Source organism: Thermoanaerobacter sp. RKWS2, from assembly GCF_026240795.1.
Lineage (GTDB): Bacteria > Bacillota > Thermoanaerobacteria > Thermoanaerobacterales > Thermoanaerobacteraceae > Thermoanaerobacter > Thermoanaerobacter ethanolicus.
The window spans coordinates 1,534,140-1,551,892 of sequence record NZ_CP110888.1; the positions used below are offsets into that span (position 1 = coordinate 1,534,140).

At 37.8% G+C, this 17,753-nt stretch carries 24 protein-coding genes; all 24 read right to left on the reverse strand.

Annotated elements, in window-relative coordinates; all coding sequences use genetic code 11:
- Positions 1 to 5 precede the first annotated feature (5 nt).
- The 24 genes from OEI98_RS08100 to OEI98_RS08210 all read right to left on the reverse strand — a co-directional run bounded on the left by OEI98_RS08100 (position 6) and on the right by OEI98_RS08210 (position 17,747).
- On the reverse strand, positions 6 to 488 hold the full coding sequence (locus tag OEI98_RS08100) for a hypothetical protein (RefSeq protein ID WP_266037004.1): 483 nt from the start codon (positions 486 to 488) through the stop codon (positions 6 to 8).
- 103 nt (positions 489 to 591) lie between these two features.
- Positions 592 to 840, reverse strand: a complete 249-nt coding sequence (locus OEI98_RS08105; protein ID WP_266037006.1) for a hypothetical protein — start codon at positions 838 to 840, stop codon at positions 592 to 594.
- 13 nt (positions 841 to 853) lie between these two features.
- On the reverse strand, positions 854 to 1,912 hold the full coding sequence (locus OEI98_RS08110) for a hypothetical protein (protein WP_266037008.1): 1,059 nt from the start codon (positions 1,910 to 1,912) through the stop codon (positions 854 to 856).
- Between the two features lie 113 nt (positions 1,913 to 2,025).
- Complete coding sequence (locus OEI98_RS08115) at positions 2,026 to 2,256, reverse strand: hypothetical protein (RefSeq protein ID WP_266037010.1); 231 nt, start codon at positions 2,254 to 2,256, stop codon at positions 2,026 to 2,028.
- A gap of 14 nt (positions 2,257 to 2,270) precedes the next feature.
- Positions 2,271 to 3,875, reverse strand: coding sequence for a GspE/PulE family protein (locus OEI98_RS08120; RefSeq protein WP_266037012.1), 1,605 nt, complete (start codon positions 3,873 to 3,875; stop codon positions 2,271 to 2,273).
- A gap of 14 nt (positions 3,876 to 3,889) precedes the next feature.
- Positions 3,890 to 4,057 carry a hypothetical protein gene (locus tag OEI98_RS08125; protein WP_266037014.1) on the reverse strand — a complete coding sequence of 56 codons (168 nt, stop codon included), beginning with the start codon at positions 4,055 to 4,057 and terminating at the stop codon, positions 3,890 to 3,892.
- A gap of 35 nt (positions 4,058 to 4,092) precedes the next feature.
- Positions 4,093 to 5,094 (reverse strand): type II secretion system F family protein, encoded by a 1,002-nt coding sequence (locus OEI98_RS08130; protein WP_266037016.1) that lies wholly within the window; start codon positions 5,092 to 5,094, stop codon positions 4,093 to 4,095.
- Positions 5,095 to 5,193: 99 nt separating this feature from the next.
- Positions 5,194 to 6,510 (reverse strand): RCC1 domain-containing protein, encoded by a 1,317-nt coding sequence (locus OEI98_RS08135; protein ID WP_266037018.1) that lies wholly within the window; start codon positions 6,508 to 6,510, stop codon positions 5,194 to 5,196.
- 64 nt (positions 6,511 to 6,574) lie between these two features.
- Positions 6,575 to 7,150, reverse strand: a complete 576-nt coding sequence (locus OEI98_RS08140; RefSeq protein ID WP_266037020.1) for a prepilin-type N-terminal cleavage/methylation domain-containing protein — start codon at positions 7,148 to 7,150, stop codon at positions 6,575 to 6,577.
- 90 nt (positions 7,151 to 7,240) lie between these two features.
- Positions 7,241 to 7,804: a hypothetical protein gene (locus tag OEI98_RS08145; protein WP_266037022.1), complete on the reverse strand. Its 564-nt coding sequence runs from the start codon at positions 7,802 to 7,804 to the stop codon at positions 7,241 to 7,243.
- Positions 7,794 to 8,219, reverse strand: a complete 426-nt coding sequence (locus OEI98_RS08150; RefSeq protein WP_266037024.1) for a prepilin-type N-terminal cleavage/methylation domain-containing protein — start codon at positions 8,217 to 8,219, stop codon at positions 7,794 to 7,796. The genes OEI98_RS08145 and OEI98_RS08150 overlap by 11 nt, the downstream gene beginning before the upstream one ends.
- Before the next feature lie 17 nt (positions 8,220 to 8,236).
- On the reverse strand, positions 8,237 to 8,911 hold the full coding sequence (locus tag OEI98_RS08155; protein ID WP_266037026.1) for a type IV pilus modification PilV family protein: 675 nt from the start codon (positions 8,909 to 8,911) through the stop codon (positions 8,237 to 8,239).
- Between the two features lie 32 nt (positions 8,912 to 8,943).
- Positions 8,944 to 9,459: a transcription termination/antitermination protein NusG gene (nusG, locus tag OEI98_RS08160; protein WP_074592038.1), complete on the reverse strand. Its 516-nt coding sequence runs from the start codon at positions 9,457 to 9,459 to the stop codon at positions 8,944 to 8,946.
- A gap of 414 nt (positions 9,460 to 9,873) precedes the next feature.
- Positions 9,874 to 10,350: a hypothetical protein gene (locus tag OEI98_RS08165; RefSeq protein ID WP_074592042.1), complete on the reverse strand. Its 477-nt coding sequence runs from the start codon at positions 10,348 to 10,350 to the stop codon at positions 9,874 to 9,876.
- A gap of 35 nt (positions 10,351 to 10,385) precedes the next feature.
- Complete coding sequence (locus tag OEI98_RS08170; RefSeq protein WP_266037031.1) at positions 10,386 to 10,856, reverse strand: hypothetical protein; 471 nt, start codon at positions 10,854 to 10,856, stop codon at positions 10,386 to 10,388.
- 246 nt (positions 10,857 to 11,102) lie between these two features.
- A complete protein-coding gene (locus OEI98_RS08175) occupies positions 11,103 to 12,062 on the reverse strand; it encodes a DHHA1 domain-containing protein (RefSeq protein WP_266037033.1) in 960 nt (319 codons plus the stop codon).
- Positions 12,063 to 12,235: 173 nt separating this feature from the next.
- Positions 12,236 to 12,628: a DHH family phosphoesterase gene (locus tag OEI98_RS08180; protein WP_266037035.1), complete on the reverse strand. Its 393-nt coding sequence runs from the start codon at positions 12,626 to 12,628 to the stop codon at positions 12,236 to 12,238.
- 17 nt (positions 12,629 to 12,645) lie between these two features.
- Positions 12,646 to 14,796: an ATP-dependent RecD-like DNA helicase gene (locus OEI98_RS08185; RefSeq protein ID WP_266037037.1), complete on the reverse strand. Its 2,151-nt coding sequence runs from the start codon at positions 14,794 to 14,796 to the stop codon at positions 12,646 to 12,648.
- A 24-nt stretch (positions 14,797 to 14,820) separates the two neighbouring features.
- Entirely contained in the window at positions 14,821 to 15,510 is a 690-nt protein-coding gene (locus OEI98_RS08190) for a hypothetical protein (RefSeq protein WP_266037040.1), read from the reverse strand.
- 68 nt (positions 15,511 to 15,578) lie between these two features.
- Positions 15,579 to 15,941, reverse strand: a complete 363-nt coding sequence (locus tag OEI98_RS15305) for an RRXRR domain-containing protein (protein ID WP_416237336.1) — start codon at positions 15,939 to 15,941, stop codon at positions 15,579 to 15,581.
- 308 nt (positions 15,942 to 16,249) lie between these two features.
- Positions 16,250 to 16,453, reverse strand: a complete 204-nt coding sequence (locus tag OEI98_RS08195) for a hypothetical protein (RefSeq protein WP_266037042.1) — start codon at positions 16,451 to 16,453, stop codon at positions 16,250 to 16,252.
- Positions 16,454 to 16,490: 37 nt separating this feature from the next.
- Entirely contained in the window at positions 16,491 to 16,703 is a 213-nt protein-coding gene (locus tag OEI98_RS08200; protein WP_266037044.1) for a hypothetical protein, read from the reverse strand.
- Between the two features lie 18 nt (positions 16,704 to 16,721).
- Positions 16,722 to 17,117 (reverse strand): hypothetical protein, encoded by a 396-nt coding sequence (locus tag OEI98_RS08205; protein WP_266037046.1) that lies wholly within the window; start codon positions 17,115 to 17,117, stop codon positions 16,722 to 16,724.
- 36 nt (positions 17,118 to 17,153) lie between these two features.
- The gene (locus tag OEI98_RS08210) at positions 17,154 to 17,747 is read right to left on the reverse strand and encodes a replicative helicase loader/inhibitor (protein ID WP_074592054.1); all 594 of its coding nucleotides are present in this window, start codon (positions 17,745 to 17,747) and stop codon (positions 17,154 to 17,156) included.
- Positions 17,748 to 17,753 lie beyond the last annotated feature (6 nt).

Sequence of the window (17,753 nt, forward strand, 5' to 3'; positions counted from 1 at the left end):
CTCCCTTATTTGATTACTGTACTGTTATAAGGCGGAATTGTTTGATTACTGTGATTATCAATCTGTTGTGTGTTTGACACTGGACTGTTTTGTTGTGATGAGATTTGTTCGCTGCTGCTGTTCTGCTGGAAACTGCCAGATGTACTATTGTTGGATTGAGAAATATTATTTAAGTTGTTCTGCTGTGATTGGCTGTTCTGCACATTTTTTGAGTTTTGCTCTTGTAATACTTTTTGTATGTCAGGGTTAAAGAAAGGATCATATCTTCCACTCTGTCCATTCACGTACTCTTTTTTCTCAGGTGGATTTAAAGAATATAAAAAAACAGTCGTTTTTACTAAGACTGTCCCATCATCCTGCTGCTGTATAAAAATCGGTTTTATTTCTGCAGGAATATTTAGCCTCTCAATCCCTGAAAGCAGATTAAAAACACTGGGGAAAGGACCTTTTATTACGAGTTCATAAGGATGTGCTCTCAGGTGTCCCATGTAGAATCCTTCCTGCAGAGAATGAGGGGTTATAGAAATATCTTTTATTTTGTATTTGTTAGCCAGGATACCAAGCTGGTTATAAAAAATACCCCCTTCAGGATCAAATACATACGGCTGTTTTACTTCTTCCCATTCTTTTGAGGTTTGAAAGCTCTTGTTTTACAGATGCCAGAACAGATGCTTTTACCGTCTCTGCCTGTACCTGTGTTTTTACTGCATTATAGCTTATTTCTGCTGTTTTTACTTTGTTAATGCCCAAAATAAAAAAATAAGCTGCTGTTATTATCCCCAGCAGAACTGCTAAATACGTCAGTATAAGTTTCCTATTTTGAACTATCTTTTTAAGCATTTTTATCCCTCTCTTACAAAGGAGAAATTGAAGCTGTAATAGTAAAATTATATACAGACATATTGTATTCTATCCTGCCCACTGTAACGTCTTTTATAAAAGGAAGTCTTGATAGATTGTCTACAAATAAACCTATTGACTGTATGCTCTTTGAGCGCACTTCTATTACTACAGTATCGGGATTGGACAAAGGATTAATTTCTTCTGTAGTGTCATTTTGGCTGCTGTTTTGAGGGTTATTATTACTTTGTACTCTATTAGAAGATGTTTGAGAAGCATTATTTGCTTCCTGATTATTTATTCCAGTGCTGTTACTTTGAAGTTTTGAATTTTGTTTAATATCTGGTTGATTCACATTTTGAGCTGCTGTACTTGTGACTTTAAACTCTAAACTTTTTATTTCACAGTCTTTAGGCAGAGCATACCTTATACTGTTAAGCATCATAACATATGATTGTGTTTTAAAACTCTGAACTGCATTTATTTGTTCTTGATACCTCTTTATTTCCTGCTGTATTTCTTGTACTTTTCGTGAAGACATTTCAAGCCTAATCAAATTTGCTTGATAATTTTGGGCGAGCATATTAAGCCTGTAAACATATATATAGGGTGCAATTGTCATGCCAATTAGCAGAACAGAAGTAACAGCAACAATTTCGTGCAGTCGAGGTTTTTTCATTTCAGTAGGACGTACTTTTCTATATTCACCTGGAAGCAGATTAATACTGGTAGTGTCACTGGGCATAAGCATACAGCCAATGGCTAATGTATATCCCATTTCTTCTTCATTAAGTTCTATCATGTCTACATCTTCAGCAACAAAAGCACTTTTGTAATATTCAACAGAACGCAACTTTTCAAAATCGGCACTGGAATCAAGAGGAAACTCTCTGACAAATTCTATCGTTTTTCGCCCTGCAGCAATATAAACAGTTTTTTTATCCTGTGCAGTTACAACAACAGGTTTATCAGGACTGTCCCGATTATATGTTGCCCCTCTCCATAAAGCAAAAACACATAAATCCAGTGCTGTAAACTTATCTTTATGTTTTTCTGCAAAATTGTTTATCACTTTTGCAGGGACAGCTATACATATTACATTTACTCCGTCCTCGACTGTATAATCAGTTTTAACGTAAAATATTTGGTAATCCTGCAGATTGTTTAGCTCAATAAACTGCAGTCTTACTGCTTCAAGCAGTTCTTTCTTTTTAGATTTTGCGGAAGTATGACATTTTTGTATATTATAGACGGATCAGATATACATGTTGCAACATCATAAACTCTTTTCAGTTTCTTTTCAGCCTCTTCAACTGCAGTTTTTTCTTTTGCTATTAAGTCATTTTTTGCATAAGCTATATATGCTGTATTATCCGAAATGTATAGACCAGCAGAAATTACTTTCTTTTTGAGCACTTTCTCACATCCTCTCAAAAACTAAAAATATTTCTTACTGCTTCTTCCGGTGAAATAATCCCCTGTATTACTTTCTCTCTAGCCGATTCTTTGAGCGTTATCATTCCATTTTTAATGGCCTGTTTTCTTATTTCTTCTTCTGAAGCATTTTTTCTTATAAGTTCACGAATTTCACTGTCTACATATAAGACTTCTGTTATTGCTGTTCTTCCCTTGTATCCTGTATAGTTACAGTGTACACAGCCTTTTCCTCTTTTTACTTTTACACCATGCAGGTCTAGGACTTCATTTATTGGATCATTGTCATCAAGTATATACTCTTCTGCACAGTACGGACAAACTTTTTTTGCCAGCCTTTGAGCAGCAACGCAGACGAGAGATGAAGCAACGAGATATGGTTCAACACCCATATCAAAGAGCCGTGTGGGAGCTGAAACAGCATCATTCGTATGAAGTGTAGACAGTACCAAATGTCCTGTCATAGCTGCCTGTACAGCTATTTTTGCAGTTTCTTCATCACGAATTTCTCCAATCATGATTATGTCAGGGTCCTGTCTTAAAATAGAGCGAAGTGCAGTTGCAAAAGTAAGTCCTGTTTTTTCATTTATCTGTATCTGATTTACTCCAGGAAACTCATATTCTGGAGGGTCTTCAACTGTTATTATGTTTATATCATCAGAATATACCCGTGATAAAATAGAATACAGGGTCGTGGTTTTACCTGAACCAGTAGGACCTGTAAGCAAAATCATTCCATAAGGAGATTCTATTGATTTTAAAATTCTTTCAAGAGATATGCCTGAATATCCCAGTTCTTCAAGTGTTGCTATTTTTCTTTCTTTGTTCAGTATTCTTATTACAACTTTTTCGCCGTGTATTGTAGGTATTGTTGATACTCTCAAATCTGCCTCTTTAGGACGTTTTAACATAATTCTTCCGTCCTGTGGTATTCTCCGCTCAGTTATATTAAGCCTTGCCATTACTTTAATCCTTGATACTATTGAAGAGTGCATATTTTTAGGATATTTAGAAATGCTTTGCAGTACACCATCTATTCGGTATCTTACTTCTGTTCTGTCTTTGCGCGGCTCTATATGAATATCACTTGCTTCTTCAAGCAGTGCCCCTTCAATTATGTCCCTTACTATCTTTATAGCCGGTGAATCAGGGGCTTCCAGGTCTTCTTCATCTTCTTCTGTGCTTATTTCGATATCTGTATCTGTTTCTTCACGTTCAATCCAGCGTTTTACAGCACGTTCTATCTCATTTGCAGCAGCAACAACAGGAATAACATCGAGGCCCGTTGCTATTTTTACACTGTCTGTCGCATTTATATCAGCCGGATCACTCATTGCAAGATATAGTTTGTTTCTCTCAATTTTATAGGGGAAAACGTTATATTTTTTAACTATGTCAATAGGAATTTCTATAACCGGCTTTATATCTGACGGCAGATATACACGCTGAAGTCTATAGTATTCAGCAGTCGCATTTGCTATATCATCATATGTGATTTTATTCAAATAAAGCAGTTCTTTTTCAGGGTCTTTAAGTCCTTCAATGTCATTCTTTGTAATTATTCCTTTTTTTATAAGGATATCAAGTATTTCCCGTTTCATAGAATCTCTCCTTTTCAGCTAATGGTTTGATATGTTGCTATCATGGGCAAAAACAGTGAAAGGAGCACAATGAGAACACCTACTCCTACAAGTATTGTTGTTAAAGTTTCAACTAGAGGAGGGAGTTTTCCTAGAAGTATATCTGTTTCTGTATCAAGTAAAGAAGCTGCCTGTTCGGCCATTTTTTCAAGGTTACCTGACTGCTCCCCAACAACTATCATCTTAATTTCTGCGGCGGAATCCACTTTGAATCGGTCAATCCCGAAGAAAGTGTTCCGCCCTTTTGCACAGTAATTTTTGCATTTTCCAGTTCCTGGTGCAGGGATGTAAAGCCAGTCAGATTCTTTAATATATCCAATGCATAATCGATCTGAATACCTGAACGAATAAGGAGTGCTAGTACCCAGAAAATTTTTGATAAGTTCATTAGTCTGAATATTTTCCCTATTATAGGAACACGTAGAAATTTAAGTTCTATTTGTGCAAATATTTTTTCATTTCTTTTCAGTACCTTAAAAAGTAGGAAAAGCAAAAATAAAAAAGCGATGAACCCCAGCACAAAGAAGATAAAATGTGAAGAAATATAAAGCATTATTTGTGTTATTAGAGGAATTTTTATTCCGCCCTGAGTAAGCATTTCTGCAAATTTAGGCACGACAAAAGTAAAAAGTCCAATAGTTACAATAAGTGCAAAAACTACCACTATAGAAGGATAAGTTACTGCCTGTCTCAGTTTTCTTTTAAATTCATCCGATCTTTTATAATTATCTGCAAGCCATAAAAGTGCATTTTCCAGTGATCCGGATTCTTCAGCAGCACGTATTGTGTTTATAAATACTGGATCAAAAACATCAGGATAGCCACCTAAAGAAGATGATAAGGAAAAACCTGCTCTTATATTATCTGCTGCCTCTTTTAAAACTGCACTCATTTTCTTATTTTCTCTGTCTGAAAGAGTTTCTATCGCTTCTAATACGGTTATACCGGAGAAAATTAATGCGTGCATTTGCCTGCAGAAAAGTTCGAGTTCTTTAGGTTTTACTTTTCCTGAAAACTTAGTCTTGTTTCTGCTTTTATTATCTGCTGTAATGCTTAATATAGTAATGCGCTGCGCTCCGATTCTTTCATATGTTTTTTCTACTGCATCTTTTTCATTTTCGGCTTCTACCGTAAAAGTTCTTATTTTCCCCATGTAATATACTTTTATTTTATATGTCATATAGAATCACTTCCTAAAAAACTTGTTTATTTATTAATAGATTAAAATTGCAGGTAGAAAAATAAAATTTTGTTTTTCTACCTGCAACAAAAAATTGCTTTAATTTGAATTTAAATTTTGAATTTGGATAGGAGTATATTTATTTATTGTTGTTCCATCACCTAATTGACCGTAATAATTCCATCCCCAAGCCCAGATGGTTCCATCATTTTTTAAAGCCAACAAATGATTAGCACCTGATGCTATTGCTGTTATGTTTGCTAATTCTGTAACTTGTAGAGGAATATATTTGTTTTTTGTTGTTCCATCACCTAATTGACCATAATTATTAAGTCCCCACGTCCACACTGTACCATCACCTTTTAAGGCTGCTGAATGCCCGTATCCCCCCGTTATTGCCACTACGTTAGTTAATCCATTTACTTGAATAGGAGTATATCTATTTATTGTTGTCCCATCTCCTAATTGACCATTGCCATTTAATCCCCAGGCCCAGACGGTTCTGTCATTTTTTAGCGCCAATGAATGAGCGTCTCCTGCTGCTATTGCTACTACATTAGTGAGTCCTTTAACTTGAACAGGAGTATATCTGCTTGTTGTTGTTCCATCACCTAATTGACCAAAATCATTTCGTCCCCAAGCCCAGATGGTTCCGTCACTTCTTAATGCTAATGAATATTCGTCTCCCGTAGCTATTGCTACTATACCAGTAAGTCCTTTAACTTGCACAGGAATATATCTAGTTGTTGTTGTCCCATCGCCTAATTGACCATAACTATTATATCCCCAGGCCCAAACGGTTCCATCACTTCTTAAGGCTAATGAATGATAATATCCTGCTGATATTGCTATTATATTAGTAAGCCCTTTAACTTGAACAGGTGTTGTTCTATTTATTACCGTGCCATCTCCCAATTGGCCATAACCGTTCCACCCCCAAGCCCAGACAGTCCCGTCATTTTTTAGCGCCAATGAATGACCTTGTCCACCTGCTATTGCTATTACATCGGTTAATCCTTCAATGTGAATAGGAATGTTTTTATTTGTCGTTGTACCATCACCTAGTTGACCATAACCGTTCCATCCCCAAGTCCAGACGGTTCCATCATTTTTTATCGCTAATGAATGATTTCTCCCTACAGCTATTTTTTGTACCATAATTTGCATCTTTTCTTCCCCTGCAGAAGGGACTGCTATATCCATAGAGATATCTGCTGGATTACCATTTGCTACATTTTGCGAATCAGTCGCTACTATGTCATCTTTTGTCCCAAACTGCCCATCTTCTCCTGCACTAGCTAAAATAAATCCTGTTGTTGTTTCTCCATTTACACGTGGTATTGCTTGTATCAGTCCTGCAGTGATAAATACTGCTATTAAGATATATATTATTGCCCTTTTCAAGCTATTTTTCACTTTTATCCCTCCCTAATAGTAAAAGCAGGACAGATTTATTGCTCCATCCTGCCTTTATCAAAAATTACTGAGCTGATACTGCTGCTGTTGCTTGATCAACTGTAACAGCGGGTTGCCCTACTGTAGGCTGTACGCTGTCAGTTGTGTATACGTCATCTGCTGTTCCTAACTGCCCGTCTTTACCAGGTGATGCAATGACATATCCTGTTACATTGCCGTTGCTGTCCTTTATAAGATTGTAGTAGTATGCATAGCCCCATGGATCCTTTATACCTGTGTTGTCCCCTGTCCAGTTAATTCCACCATTCTTTAATATTGTTCCTACATAGTTTGCTGCAGTTGAATCTGGTACCGGATATACTCCATTACCTTGATCTGCTGTGTATGTCTCTATTACTGTTTTCATTGTGCCCAAGTCGCTCATAGCTCTTGCCTGTCTTGCCCTGTCAGTATAGCCTAAAAGCCTTGGCACTAACGCTGCTGCAAGTATTGCTATAATCGCTACTACCACAAGCAGCTCCACTAACGTGAAACCTTTCCTGTTGTGAATACCGTATGCCAATCTGCCAAACAAAGTCTTCTCCGCCGGTTGCACCTCCTCTCTATCCGGTTTTTCTGCCCTCTTGAACAGATTTAACATAGAACCACTCCTTTAATTTATTTTTTTTAGTACGTGCTCTCGCACGCCCATTAAAAAAGGCACGACCTCTAAGGCCGTGCCTCCGCAAGACTATTGTGCTATACTACTTGTTTCTACAACATTTAAGGCTTTTGGTTTCTGTTTTTTGTTTTTCCATTTGCTTTTATCCTCTTTTGGTTTCTGCTGATTCGAACTATCTTGCTGATAATTTCTAGCAATGTTCTTTTCATTTAAAAAATTAACTGAGACCAGTGTACCTTCAGAAAAGTTTGCAGTTAGTGTGCGTACTACTACTTTTTCGTTATTTCCACATGTTGCTGTAGAGGTTATTGAGACAACTGCATAGTTAGATCCAACTTCCAGATACTTTAAGATAACACTTTTAACATAACTATTATTTTCTGCGCTTCCTTCCGCTTCTTTTATTTCAACTATATCACCCGGAGCATGATTGAGTGTTATATATTTGTTCCAGTAAGGTTTTGTCCGCTCTATTCCTGTCAGTGCTGTATAATAAGCTTGTGTTATTTTTTCGATATTTAACATATGAAGTTGTCCGCGTATTATGTTTGAAATAAAAATCATGCTTAAAATTATCATGATAGAAAGTCCTATTACTGTTAACATCAATATATTTCCTTTTTTACTTTGCATAAACCGTCGTCCTCATTTCTATTCCGTTTTTATTTACTGTTACACTTATTAAGGTTCCTGTTCCAGCAGGAGTTTGTGTAAATTTTAATGTGTTTATTCCTGTTATTAAAATTTTGGAATTTCTGCTTATTGTTCCGTTGGTGTAAACATATGTAATTTGTTCACTGTTTGAAGTTATGTCTATTCTGTTATCAGTAACATTTATCGTATCAGCATTATGAACATCTTTTGTGAAAGTCAGCATAAAAACACTTATTTCTTGAGTTGTAGAAAAAATATTACTTTGTTTAGTAAATGAAACAGATGACAATGTAAGTAACTCCAACACTGCAATTATTACAATAATTCCTAATGCGGCAGAGAGCATTACTTCAAGAAGTGTAAATCCTTTTTTACTATTGTGCAAACTGTACATTTTAATTCTCTCCCAATTTATTGTTCGTATGGCGAAAAATATCTTTCAGTTGACAGTGAGGTTTTACCACCCGGAAAAGTTACAGTAACAGTTACTATTTTGCCAGTGTCTGTAACATTTATAACATCTACCTGTCTATAGAACCCTGCAAATCCGGAAACTTCTGCTGCTGACTGCGGCAGTATTGAATTATACGGCTGTGTTTGAATTTGTTCCATTGCTTCCTGGGCTAAATAAAGAGCCCTTATTCTGTCCCTTATATAGGCATTATTTTGAACTGCATGAGGAGCGAAAACAGCTAAAATATATACGATTATGGCTATCAAAACCATACTTATAAGCACAGATAAAAAGGTGGCTCCTTTTTTGTTGTACATCATATATACAAGATCTGCATTAGATTCTACATTTTCTATTCTTGTTGTTAACACTCTTTGAGCAAGGATACTTTTTATTTCTCCAAGTGTTATATTTTTTTCTGATGAAATCATGCTCAAGAGTTCAGCTAGATTTTCTCTTGCTTCTTCTGAAATCCCTAGAATATACTGCTGTACTAAGCTGTTTGCAGTTTTCTGAGAAATTGCGTTATAATATAAAAGTTCTACTAAAAATAATATCTTAACTTCGCTGTTAATTTTGGGGTTTTTAATTATTTTAAGCATTATGTTTTTTTGATATAAGCTTAATTTCATCTTTTATCCCCTCTTTATTCTGCAGTAATTAACTATTCCAGCTTTTCTATCTGCTCAATTCCAAAATCTATTGTTATATTCCTGCCAAATATCTGCAGTTCTACTTTTACCTTTTGTTTTTCCGGGTCAACACCCTTTACTATTCCAATGAATTTTTCGAAAGGCCCTTGAGTTACGATTACAGTTTCGTTTTCATTGAATAAAGGAAAAATATCTTTAATACCCAGCCGTCTTATTTCGGAGCTGCTAATAGGAACAGGTATTCCATCTGTTCCAACAAAATTTTTTACTCCGTGTATTTTTCGAATAGCCTGTTGAATTTCCGGGGTCATAACCATTTTTATAAAAACATAGCCTGGAATCAGCTTCTGTGTTTTTACTTTTTTGCTGCCATTTTTTATGATTGTTTTTTCTTCAGCCGGAACTTCTATTTGGAAGATTACACCTTGATAATTGTTATTATTTTTGACCAACATTTCTATTTTTTCTCTTACTTTTTCTTCATAGTTTTGCAGCGTTTGTATCGCATACCAGAGCGGTTTCTGCATGTGTGTTTTCTCCTTTCGGTTCTATATCTTTTAAAAATAATACAAAAAAATACAGCAGAATTGTTTCTGCTGTGATGTACAATGCCATTTCTGTTTGTCATATCTACTGCATAATTTTTATAAAAGACAAAAAAATTGTACTGCTTATTGAGGTTCTATATTAAAAGTCTTTTTAATTGTTCCCTTAGGGACCACAATATACTGTTCTATTGCCTTCTCTACTATTTCTCCATTAACTCGATCCCGACTTCTTTCTATTTAATGTACATGTTGACAATTCTTTTCTCTAAACTATGCGCACTGGCATCAGTTTAGAGTGCTGGGTTATTTATAGTCCGCCTTTCTAGAGAGTGCCTATTCCCAGCAGGCGGTATTTAAGCACTCCCATAGCCCCTGTCCAGAATGATATTTTTGCTATTTCAAATCACTGTTAAACGTCTTTTTAATTGTTCCTTTGGGAACCACAATGTACTGTTCTACTGGTTTTTCTACTACACCACCGGCAAACAGATCATAGTGTTTTTCTACTTTTCGATATAAATAAGGTTTATCAAGATTGTCTTTTTCAATCAGGTCCCATTCCGAAGCATTAAGTTTATAAACAACAGTCGTAAGTGGGTTTTCAGATTTAACTACTCTAACAAAATAATACAGATTTTGGTCTATATTACCTATCCCTAAGACAAATGGTGAATTTGAAAATGCAAGATTATCTTCTAGGGAAACTATATATCTTTTTTCTGTATAATATCTATTTTTCCCAAACATTTCTTTATCTGTCTGTGCACTAGTCAGCGCGACCATAATAACTATTATCATAAAAGTTGTCATCAGTGCCAGACCCTCTCCGGTTCCTCTTTCATCTTTTATAAGCCTTTTGAAAAAACACATTTTGCTCTCTCCTTTTTTGTTTTTTATAAACCTCTTTATCTAACAAAAAGTGGAAACCAAGATGGAATAAACATGGGAAAGAAAGCCGTGGTATTGCTATATATAATTCTTTCTTCTATTACTCCATAATCCTTTATTTTTTCATTAGAAACATGGAAAATATAATGATATTCTTCAATGTCTTGAGTCTTAATTTGTCCATCAACTTTTGATTTGTACTTTATTGTAATATTCTGTTTTATAACCTCTACAGTATTTTTATTATCATATACCAATTTTGAATTTACAATAGGAGCAATTTCGTATCCCTGTTCTGATGTTTCTTCTTTAACTCGAAAGATATAATAAAGAGTGCCTTCTATAAATCCTTGTCCTATCCAGTATTCGTTACTAAGAGGCAGCAAAGTGAAAGTTTTTGTTTCAGTATTGTTAATATGTTTTGAAATAATTTCGGGGTTTGTATAATCTTCTACTACTGCTAGAGATTTATATGCCGCATCCTTCATTGTGTTAACTATATAGTTAGATATAAACCTCACAGAAAAATAAACAACAATAAGTGAAATAACTATGCCTATAAGGAAAAAATAAACTGAATCGTTAAATATTAATAAATTCCGTTTTTGAATTTTCATCGCAAATGAGCGCAGGGACTCCATCTTCTATAAGATGGAGAGGAATGCGTTCTTCCCTCCTTTTAAACATCAATGTTTTTGCTCTTTAATTAGGTTTAAGTCTTGTTATTTTGCTACTTATAGCGAAAGAGTTGTCTTGTTCTTTTGTGATGATATAATCTTATCAACAATGTCATAATGTATTTGAGGTGCTTCATCTAAAACCTTAAAATTAACGTATCCACCTTTTACAACAGGTCTTAAAACAACTTTTACATCTTGTCCGACTGTATAATCCCTTTCTCCAAAGAAGCTAATTTCATTATCCAGTTTTATCAACTGCCACTTTTCTGTTCTCATTACTTCTACAACTTTTCCTTCTACCAAAAACGCCGGTTCCGGGTTTTTATATCCGAAGGGCTCGTAATTATCGAAATGTTCTATTTCCTGAACAGTAGGTTTGTGTGTTAATATGCCGTCCAGTATTACCGGTTCAAATTCAACCGGATTCTTTATCGTATACATATTGAGCGCCTTTTGGAGTCTTTCATAATCTTTTAGATAAAAATGCACTCCACATGCGCTTTTGTGTCCACCATATGATATATCTATATATTTTGACACAAAATCAAAAGCATCCATCAGATCAAATTTACCGGGAGCTCTGCATGAAGCGACAACAGTATTGTTTTCTTCAACGGTTCCAACAAGGGCAGGTTTGCCGTATTTTTCTGCTGCACGTCCGGCTATCAAGCCTATGACTCCTTTGGGACAGTCCGGGAAAATGTATGTCAAAAATAAGTCCGTTTTATCTGACACTTTCTCCATAAATTGGTCTACAATTTCAAGGCGTTCTCTGTTGATTTGATTAACTGCTTCCACCCCTTCTCCATTCAGCAAAAGATTATAAGCAAGAAGGGGGCTGTCCATTCTTCCGGGTGCATTAAGGCGTGGAATTATGATCCAGCTTAATTCAAAGCCTCCAATTCTCTTCTGATTGATAGATGCTGTTTCTATAATTTTTTGTATTCCGGTAATTGGTCTTTCTCTTATGTATTCTAAGCCTTTGCGTGCTATATACCAGTTGTTTCCGTCCAAAGGGACAATATCGGCAACTGTTGCAAGTCCGGCAAGCTGCAGAAGGTCATCAGTAACAGAGAGATTTTTTGCTCTTAACAGTTCTCTGGCTACCAGAAAAGCTACCCCTGCACCGGAATAGTCCTGATATGAATTGTAAAGCTTGGGATCAAATATTATATCTGCAGGTGGGACTATTTTTTTGGTTCATGGTGGTCTGTTATTATTACTTTCATGCCGAGTTTTTTTGCTTCTTCAACTGCTTCGAAAGCTGTTATGCCGTTGTCTACCGTGATGACTGTATTAAATCCTTTTGCCTTAAGTTCATGAATATGAAAAGGCTTAATGCCGTAACCTTCTTTTCTTTCAGGAAGGCGCACGTAATTTTTTATGCCAATTTTGTCCAGAGCTTTTTTCATTATCACTGCAGATGATATACCGTCTACATCATAGTCGCCAAAAACAGCAACTTTTTCTGCATTTAAAATCTCGTGAACAATTTGTTTAAGAACAGGGAAATTATTTTGTTTTATAGGATATTCTCTTTTCAACTCAAGAGAAGTATTTGGATTGTGAATCCATAACATCTTTCAACCTACTTTCTTTAAAAATTTTTTGAAAAATTTTGGAGTCTTTCTTTAAGTAAAGTATATCTGACAGAAGTATCTATGTTTTTTACTGCAATCCATACAGCTTTTCTTTCACCCAGAATTATAACTTTTTCTTTTGCTCTTGTAACTGCTGTATAAAGAAGATTTCGCTTGAGCATTATGAAGTGTTTCGAGGTCGCTACTAAAATTACTGTGTCATATTCACTGCCCTGGGATTTGTGAATAGTCAGTGCATAAGCAAGCTCTATGTTTTGTATTTCCTCTTCAGCTATGTCAACTATGTTTCCGTCAAAATTTATAACAAGATGTCTGTTATATTCTTTGTCCGTATATGCGTCTTCGATTATTCCATCTTCCCCATTGAATACCATCTTTTCATAGTTATTCTCTGTTTGAATGACTTTATCTCCTACGCGGTATACTGTGTCACCATACTTTATCTCTTTTTTCTCTTTTGCCGGCGGATTTACTGCCTGCTGAATTAAGGAATTCAGGTTCTTTACTCCGAAATCTCCCTTCCTAATTGGTGTAAGAACCTGTACATTTTGTGGTGTTTTGCTGTATGATAGCTCTTCCATGTAAATTTCAACAATGTGTTCAGGGATTAGTGCTTCGTCGTATATAAAGTCTCTTAGATTGAACATAGGCATTGAACCCATGTTTATTTTTTCAGAGTTGTAGATTATTGACGATACAGAACTCTGTCTGTGAATTTCTGTAAGTTTTGCTACAGGGATTGCTCCCGATTCAATTATGTCTCTCAAAACATTTCCTGCTTCAACAGAAGGCAGCTGATCAGCGTCTCCCACAAGTATAAGTTTTGTTTCATTTTTTAGTCCTTTTAACAAAAAATACATCATATCATTGCCTACCATAGATACTTCATCGACAATAACTGCATCAGCATCAAGAGGATTCAGCTCATTAACAGCAAAATAGGTTCTTCCTGTTTTTTCGTTATACTTTGCGTCTAAAAGCCTGTGTATTGTTTTTGCTTCATATCCCGTTGCTTCTGTAAGCCTTTTTGCTGCTTTGCCTGTGGGAGCAGCAAGTTCTACCTTCCAGCCGTTTTGTTTTAAAACCTCCAGCACTGCTTTTATAATTGTCGTTTTTCCTACACCAGGGCCTCCGGTTATTACCAGCACTTTGTTTAAAAGAGCTTCTTTTACCGCATTGAGCTGCTGCTTTGTGTATGAAATATTCGCTTCTGCAGAAACGGTTTTAAGAATTTCCTTTACATTTTTTAGGTTTCTTGCTGGTGGTTCCGCAGTAAGCATTCTTTTCAGCTTTTCTGCTATGAATTTCTCTTTTTGATACGAATCCTGCGTATATATAAAGCCTTTTTCCTCAATAAAGTCTCCTCTGCTGATTAAAGTTGATATGTTCTCATTCAGCATGTTACTGTTAAGACCAAGCAGTTCTGCTGTTTGTTTTATAAGAATTTGTCTCGGAAGACATACATGTCCGTCTCTTTCACTGCTTTTTAGAACATATTTTAAAGCAGCTTGAATCCTTTCAGGTGCTTCTGCATCTATGCCAAGTTTCTGCGCAATTTTATCTGCTTTTATAAAGCCAAAACCATAAATATCATCTGCAATTCTATATGGATTTTCTTTTAAAATTTTTACTGCATTTCTGCCGTACTTTTCATAAATTTTTTTTACTGTTTTAGTGGTAACTCCTGCGGGAAGAAGAAGCAGTTTTAATTCAGTCATATCTCTTTCTTTCATGAACTGGGAGTAGGCTGTTTTTACTGCAGATTCCGGTATTCCTATATCAACAAGTTTGTAAGGATTAATTGTTAGAACATCGAGCGTACTGGTTCCAAATACTGATGTAATCAGTTTTGCTCTTTTTTCGCCAATTCCTTTTAAGTTTTTTAAAAATGCCTCAATATCTGCTGCAGTATAATCTTCTGTGTTTATTAAGTGTGCATCTTTGTTTTCAAGAGACTGGATAACGAATTGTTTTCCATACTTGGGATGTACTTCCCATGTTCCTTTTACATTAACTATTTCTCCTTTTTTGAGTGGGAAAATTCCGACAGCAGTAAAAGTGGTGCCGTTATGTTTTAAATGTGCAACAGTATAATTATCTGCTTCGAATATTATCCTGTCTACTATGCAGCCTTCTTTGTACTCCACAGGAGTCACCACCTTTTGGTAATATTAAACAATCAGCATCTCTCTATAGTAGTTTATTGCTCTCTTAATGTTTTCTGCTTTTTCTCCTTTTGATAAGTTGTACTCATAGAAAGGCGCGGCCTGGAGACCCACTCCCTTCAGGGGGCGGGAGGAAAGGCCGCTAAAGCACCCCTTTTCGGAAATGTACTGCGAACGCCAGGAGACGCACGTGAGCGCCCGGCAGTCTTCCGGCTTCGCGTTTTGCGTGAGCCTCTTGCCGGTACTGAGGTCGTGCAGGCTCAGCCGGCCGCCCCGGTGGCCGCCGACGCAGCACAGACCCCACTCCGGGTGCCTCACCAGAGTGCCGCGCTTGAAGCCCAGGCTGCGCGTGCCGCCGTAAGGCCTCCTCACCCCACCTCTGTCCGGCTCCAGCCGGTGCAACTGTCGCCGGTGGAACCTCAGCGGAACTAGGTAGTAAAGCCCCGCGTGGTCGGGTCTTTCGGCGCCCGAGACAGAAGCGGCCAACACCCAGGCGTCCACGCAGTGGCTGAAGAAGCTCCTCTCCTTCTTGTTGTGGCTTTTCCTCAGTCCGAACTGCTCCCGCAGGGCCTTTGTCTCGTGTCCCTGCCTCAAGACCGGTTCGAAGCCGAGTTCCCTCAGGCGGCGGTAGAAGTACTCTTTGCCTGCTTGGACCGGGGAGAAGTTCTCGTTCCAACGACGCTTCCCCTTCTTCATTTCGGCCTTGACGTCTTCAATAACAATGCAGGAAATCGGCAGTATCTTCAGCAGCTGTTTGATTATCCTCAGCTTGGCCTCCCACCGCGCCTGGTGGAAGGCGGAAGGAACTCGTCTCCCTTTCGGCGGTTGTCGAACCTCTCAGGGCGGCGCCTGGTCTTCCGGTAGCGCCTCGCGCGGCGCATCCGACGCCTCTGTTTCAGAGCTTTTTTAACGTGAGTCACTGCTTCCGACATGATGTTGAGGACGGTGTGTTTTGACCCCACGACGGAAGTGCCCTCAAACCTGCTCCCGGGGTCTTGGCCGAGCACAAGGATTTGGTTGCTGGGTTCTACCTCGTATGTGAGCTGGAGGTAGAAAATGCCCAGCTTGTTCCTTTTAGGCAACGCCTTGCCGCATTTCAGGAGTAGCCGCGCCTCGCAGGATGGCACGGCATCAGGGGCTTTCCTGCCGCGCCTATCACCGGAACACGCATATAACTCCCTTCTTTCCCGCTTCTGCAGGGAACTATTAGTTCAACTCCAGGTCGGAGCCTGGGTGAGATTCCCCTTCGGCAATGCCGGGCAGGCGTAGCACGATTACCGACCGTGCGCGGCATTGAGCGGTTCTGCCGGAGAGGCCGGAGCTAGGGGAGCACCCCGGCGTCCTTGGTAGCCCACCCGGCGTAGGACGGCGAAGACGCCGCCCTTAGCCTAGTCACGGAGTTCCCCTCGGACCCGCCAACCCAAGCCCTACGCCTTCAGGCGTAGGGTCCGTGACACATTTCCTGATACATTTTTAGCATTTCTGCAGGGCTGTCTACATATCCATAACAGCGGCGTCCATTTCTCCATTGAAAATATGGATTATTAAAAGCTGTGCATACATTTCCGTCTTTTTTCAGGCATTTGCTGCATTCTTTAGGAAGCATTTTCATTCCCCTTTCGTCTAATATTTTAAACAAAATTATTGCAAAAGTCAATTGTTTTAAATATTTTCATTTAAAATTTTGTGTACTCCGGATGTTTTTTCATTGTTTGTTCTACCAGATATTCCCATGTTTCTATTTCACTTTTGTTATTTTTCTCAATTGCCTGTGCAAGCCTAAAGACGCTGTTAAAGAAATACCATTTCTGGTCGTCGGTTTGTGCATCACGAATTTTCTTCCACTGCCTGGATGGGCGGGAAGAAGCATATTTGATGGCATCGCTCATTCTGCATCTCCTTCCTGGTCAAAAAATAGATTCAAGATCAGCTTCTATTTGTATCCAGTCCTGGTCTTGAACTATGGGTTCTGTTTTGTCTTCATGCTTTTTAAGCCAGTTTTCCCAGTTCTGCTTTTTCAGCTCTTCAATGTCAAAAACTTCGTCTACGGAAGGTATTCTGTACTGCCCTTTATTTACCTCTTTCTGCATTGCTCTACCTTCATACATCCATTCATATCCCTTTTCGCAAACACAGTGTAAGGGATATTCTGCAAAATAACCAAACGGGGTTTTCTTTTTATAGAAAATAATACCCTGGTCCATGCAGATAAAACATCTGGGCATTTTTGCTTTTACATTCCTGGACAGCTCTTGTACTTTCTTTTCCAGAACTTCTCCAAGTTCTGCAGTATTTTTACTCAAAAGCATCTCCCCTTTTTATAATGCCTCTCAGAAGGCTTAATTTGACCCTGGAATGCTTTTAATTCGAGCAGGAATACTTTTTATCCTGTTAGCACCTTTTGAACGGTTTAAAGGCTTATTATTCCCGTCTGCTAGTCCTGACACTGTGCTGATTAAGGTGTTTATGTTTAAAAGCTTCTCTTCAAGTTTTCTTTCTCTGTACACTTCAAAAAGCTTAATAAAGTGTGCACGCACAACATTAATGTCTTCTGCAAGACATATCTCTCTCCAGCCTATTGCTTCTACAACTTCCTTGGTAATATCACTGAGACTGCTTAAAGCCTCTTCGGGTCTGTATACTCCGTAAAGTTTTACTGCTCTCATTACTTCTCCCCAGGCCTCTACGGCATCCGGGTCGCTGTTTCCTGTAAGTTCAAGAAGTTCCTTTCGAAAATCATAGATGGTTGGCGGGTACTGGCTTTTAGGAATTAAATGCTGAAGCACTGCTAAAGCTGTTTCAAAGGGAATATCTCTTAAAAAAGCACCCCAGACTACTGCCATGTTTTCTAAATTCCGCTGTATTTGTCTGGTATACTGAGGATATGAAGAAGCAATTATTGCTAAAATTCTCATAACTTCATTTGAGGTCATTTTAAA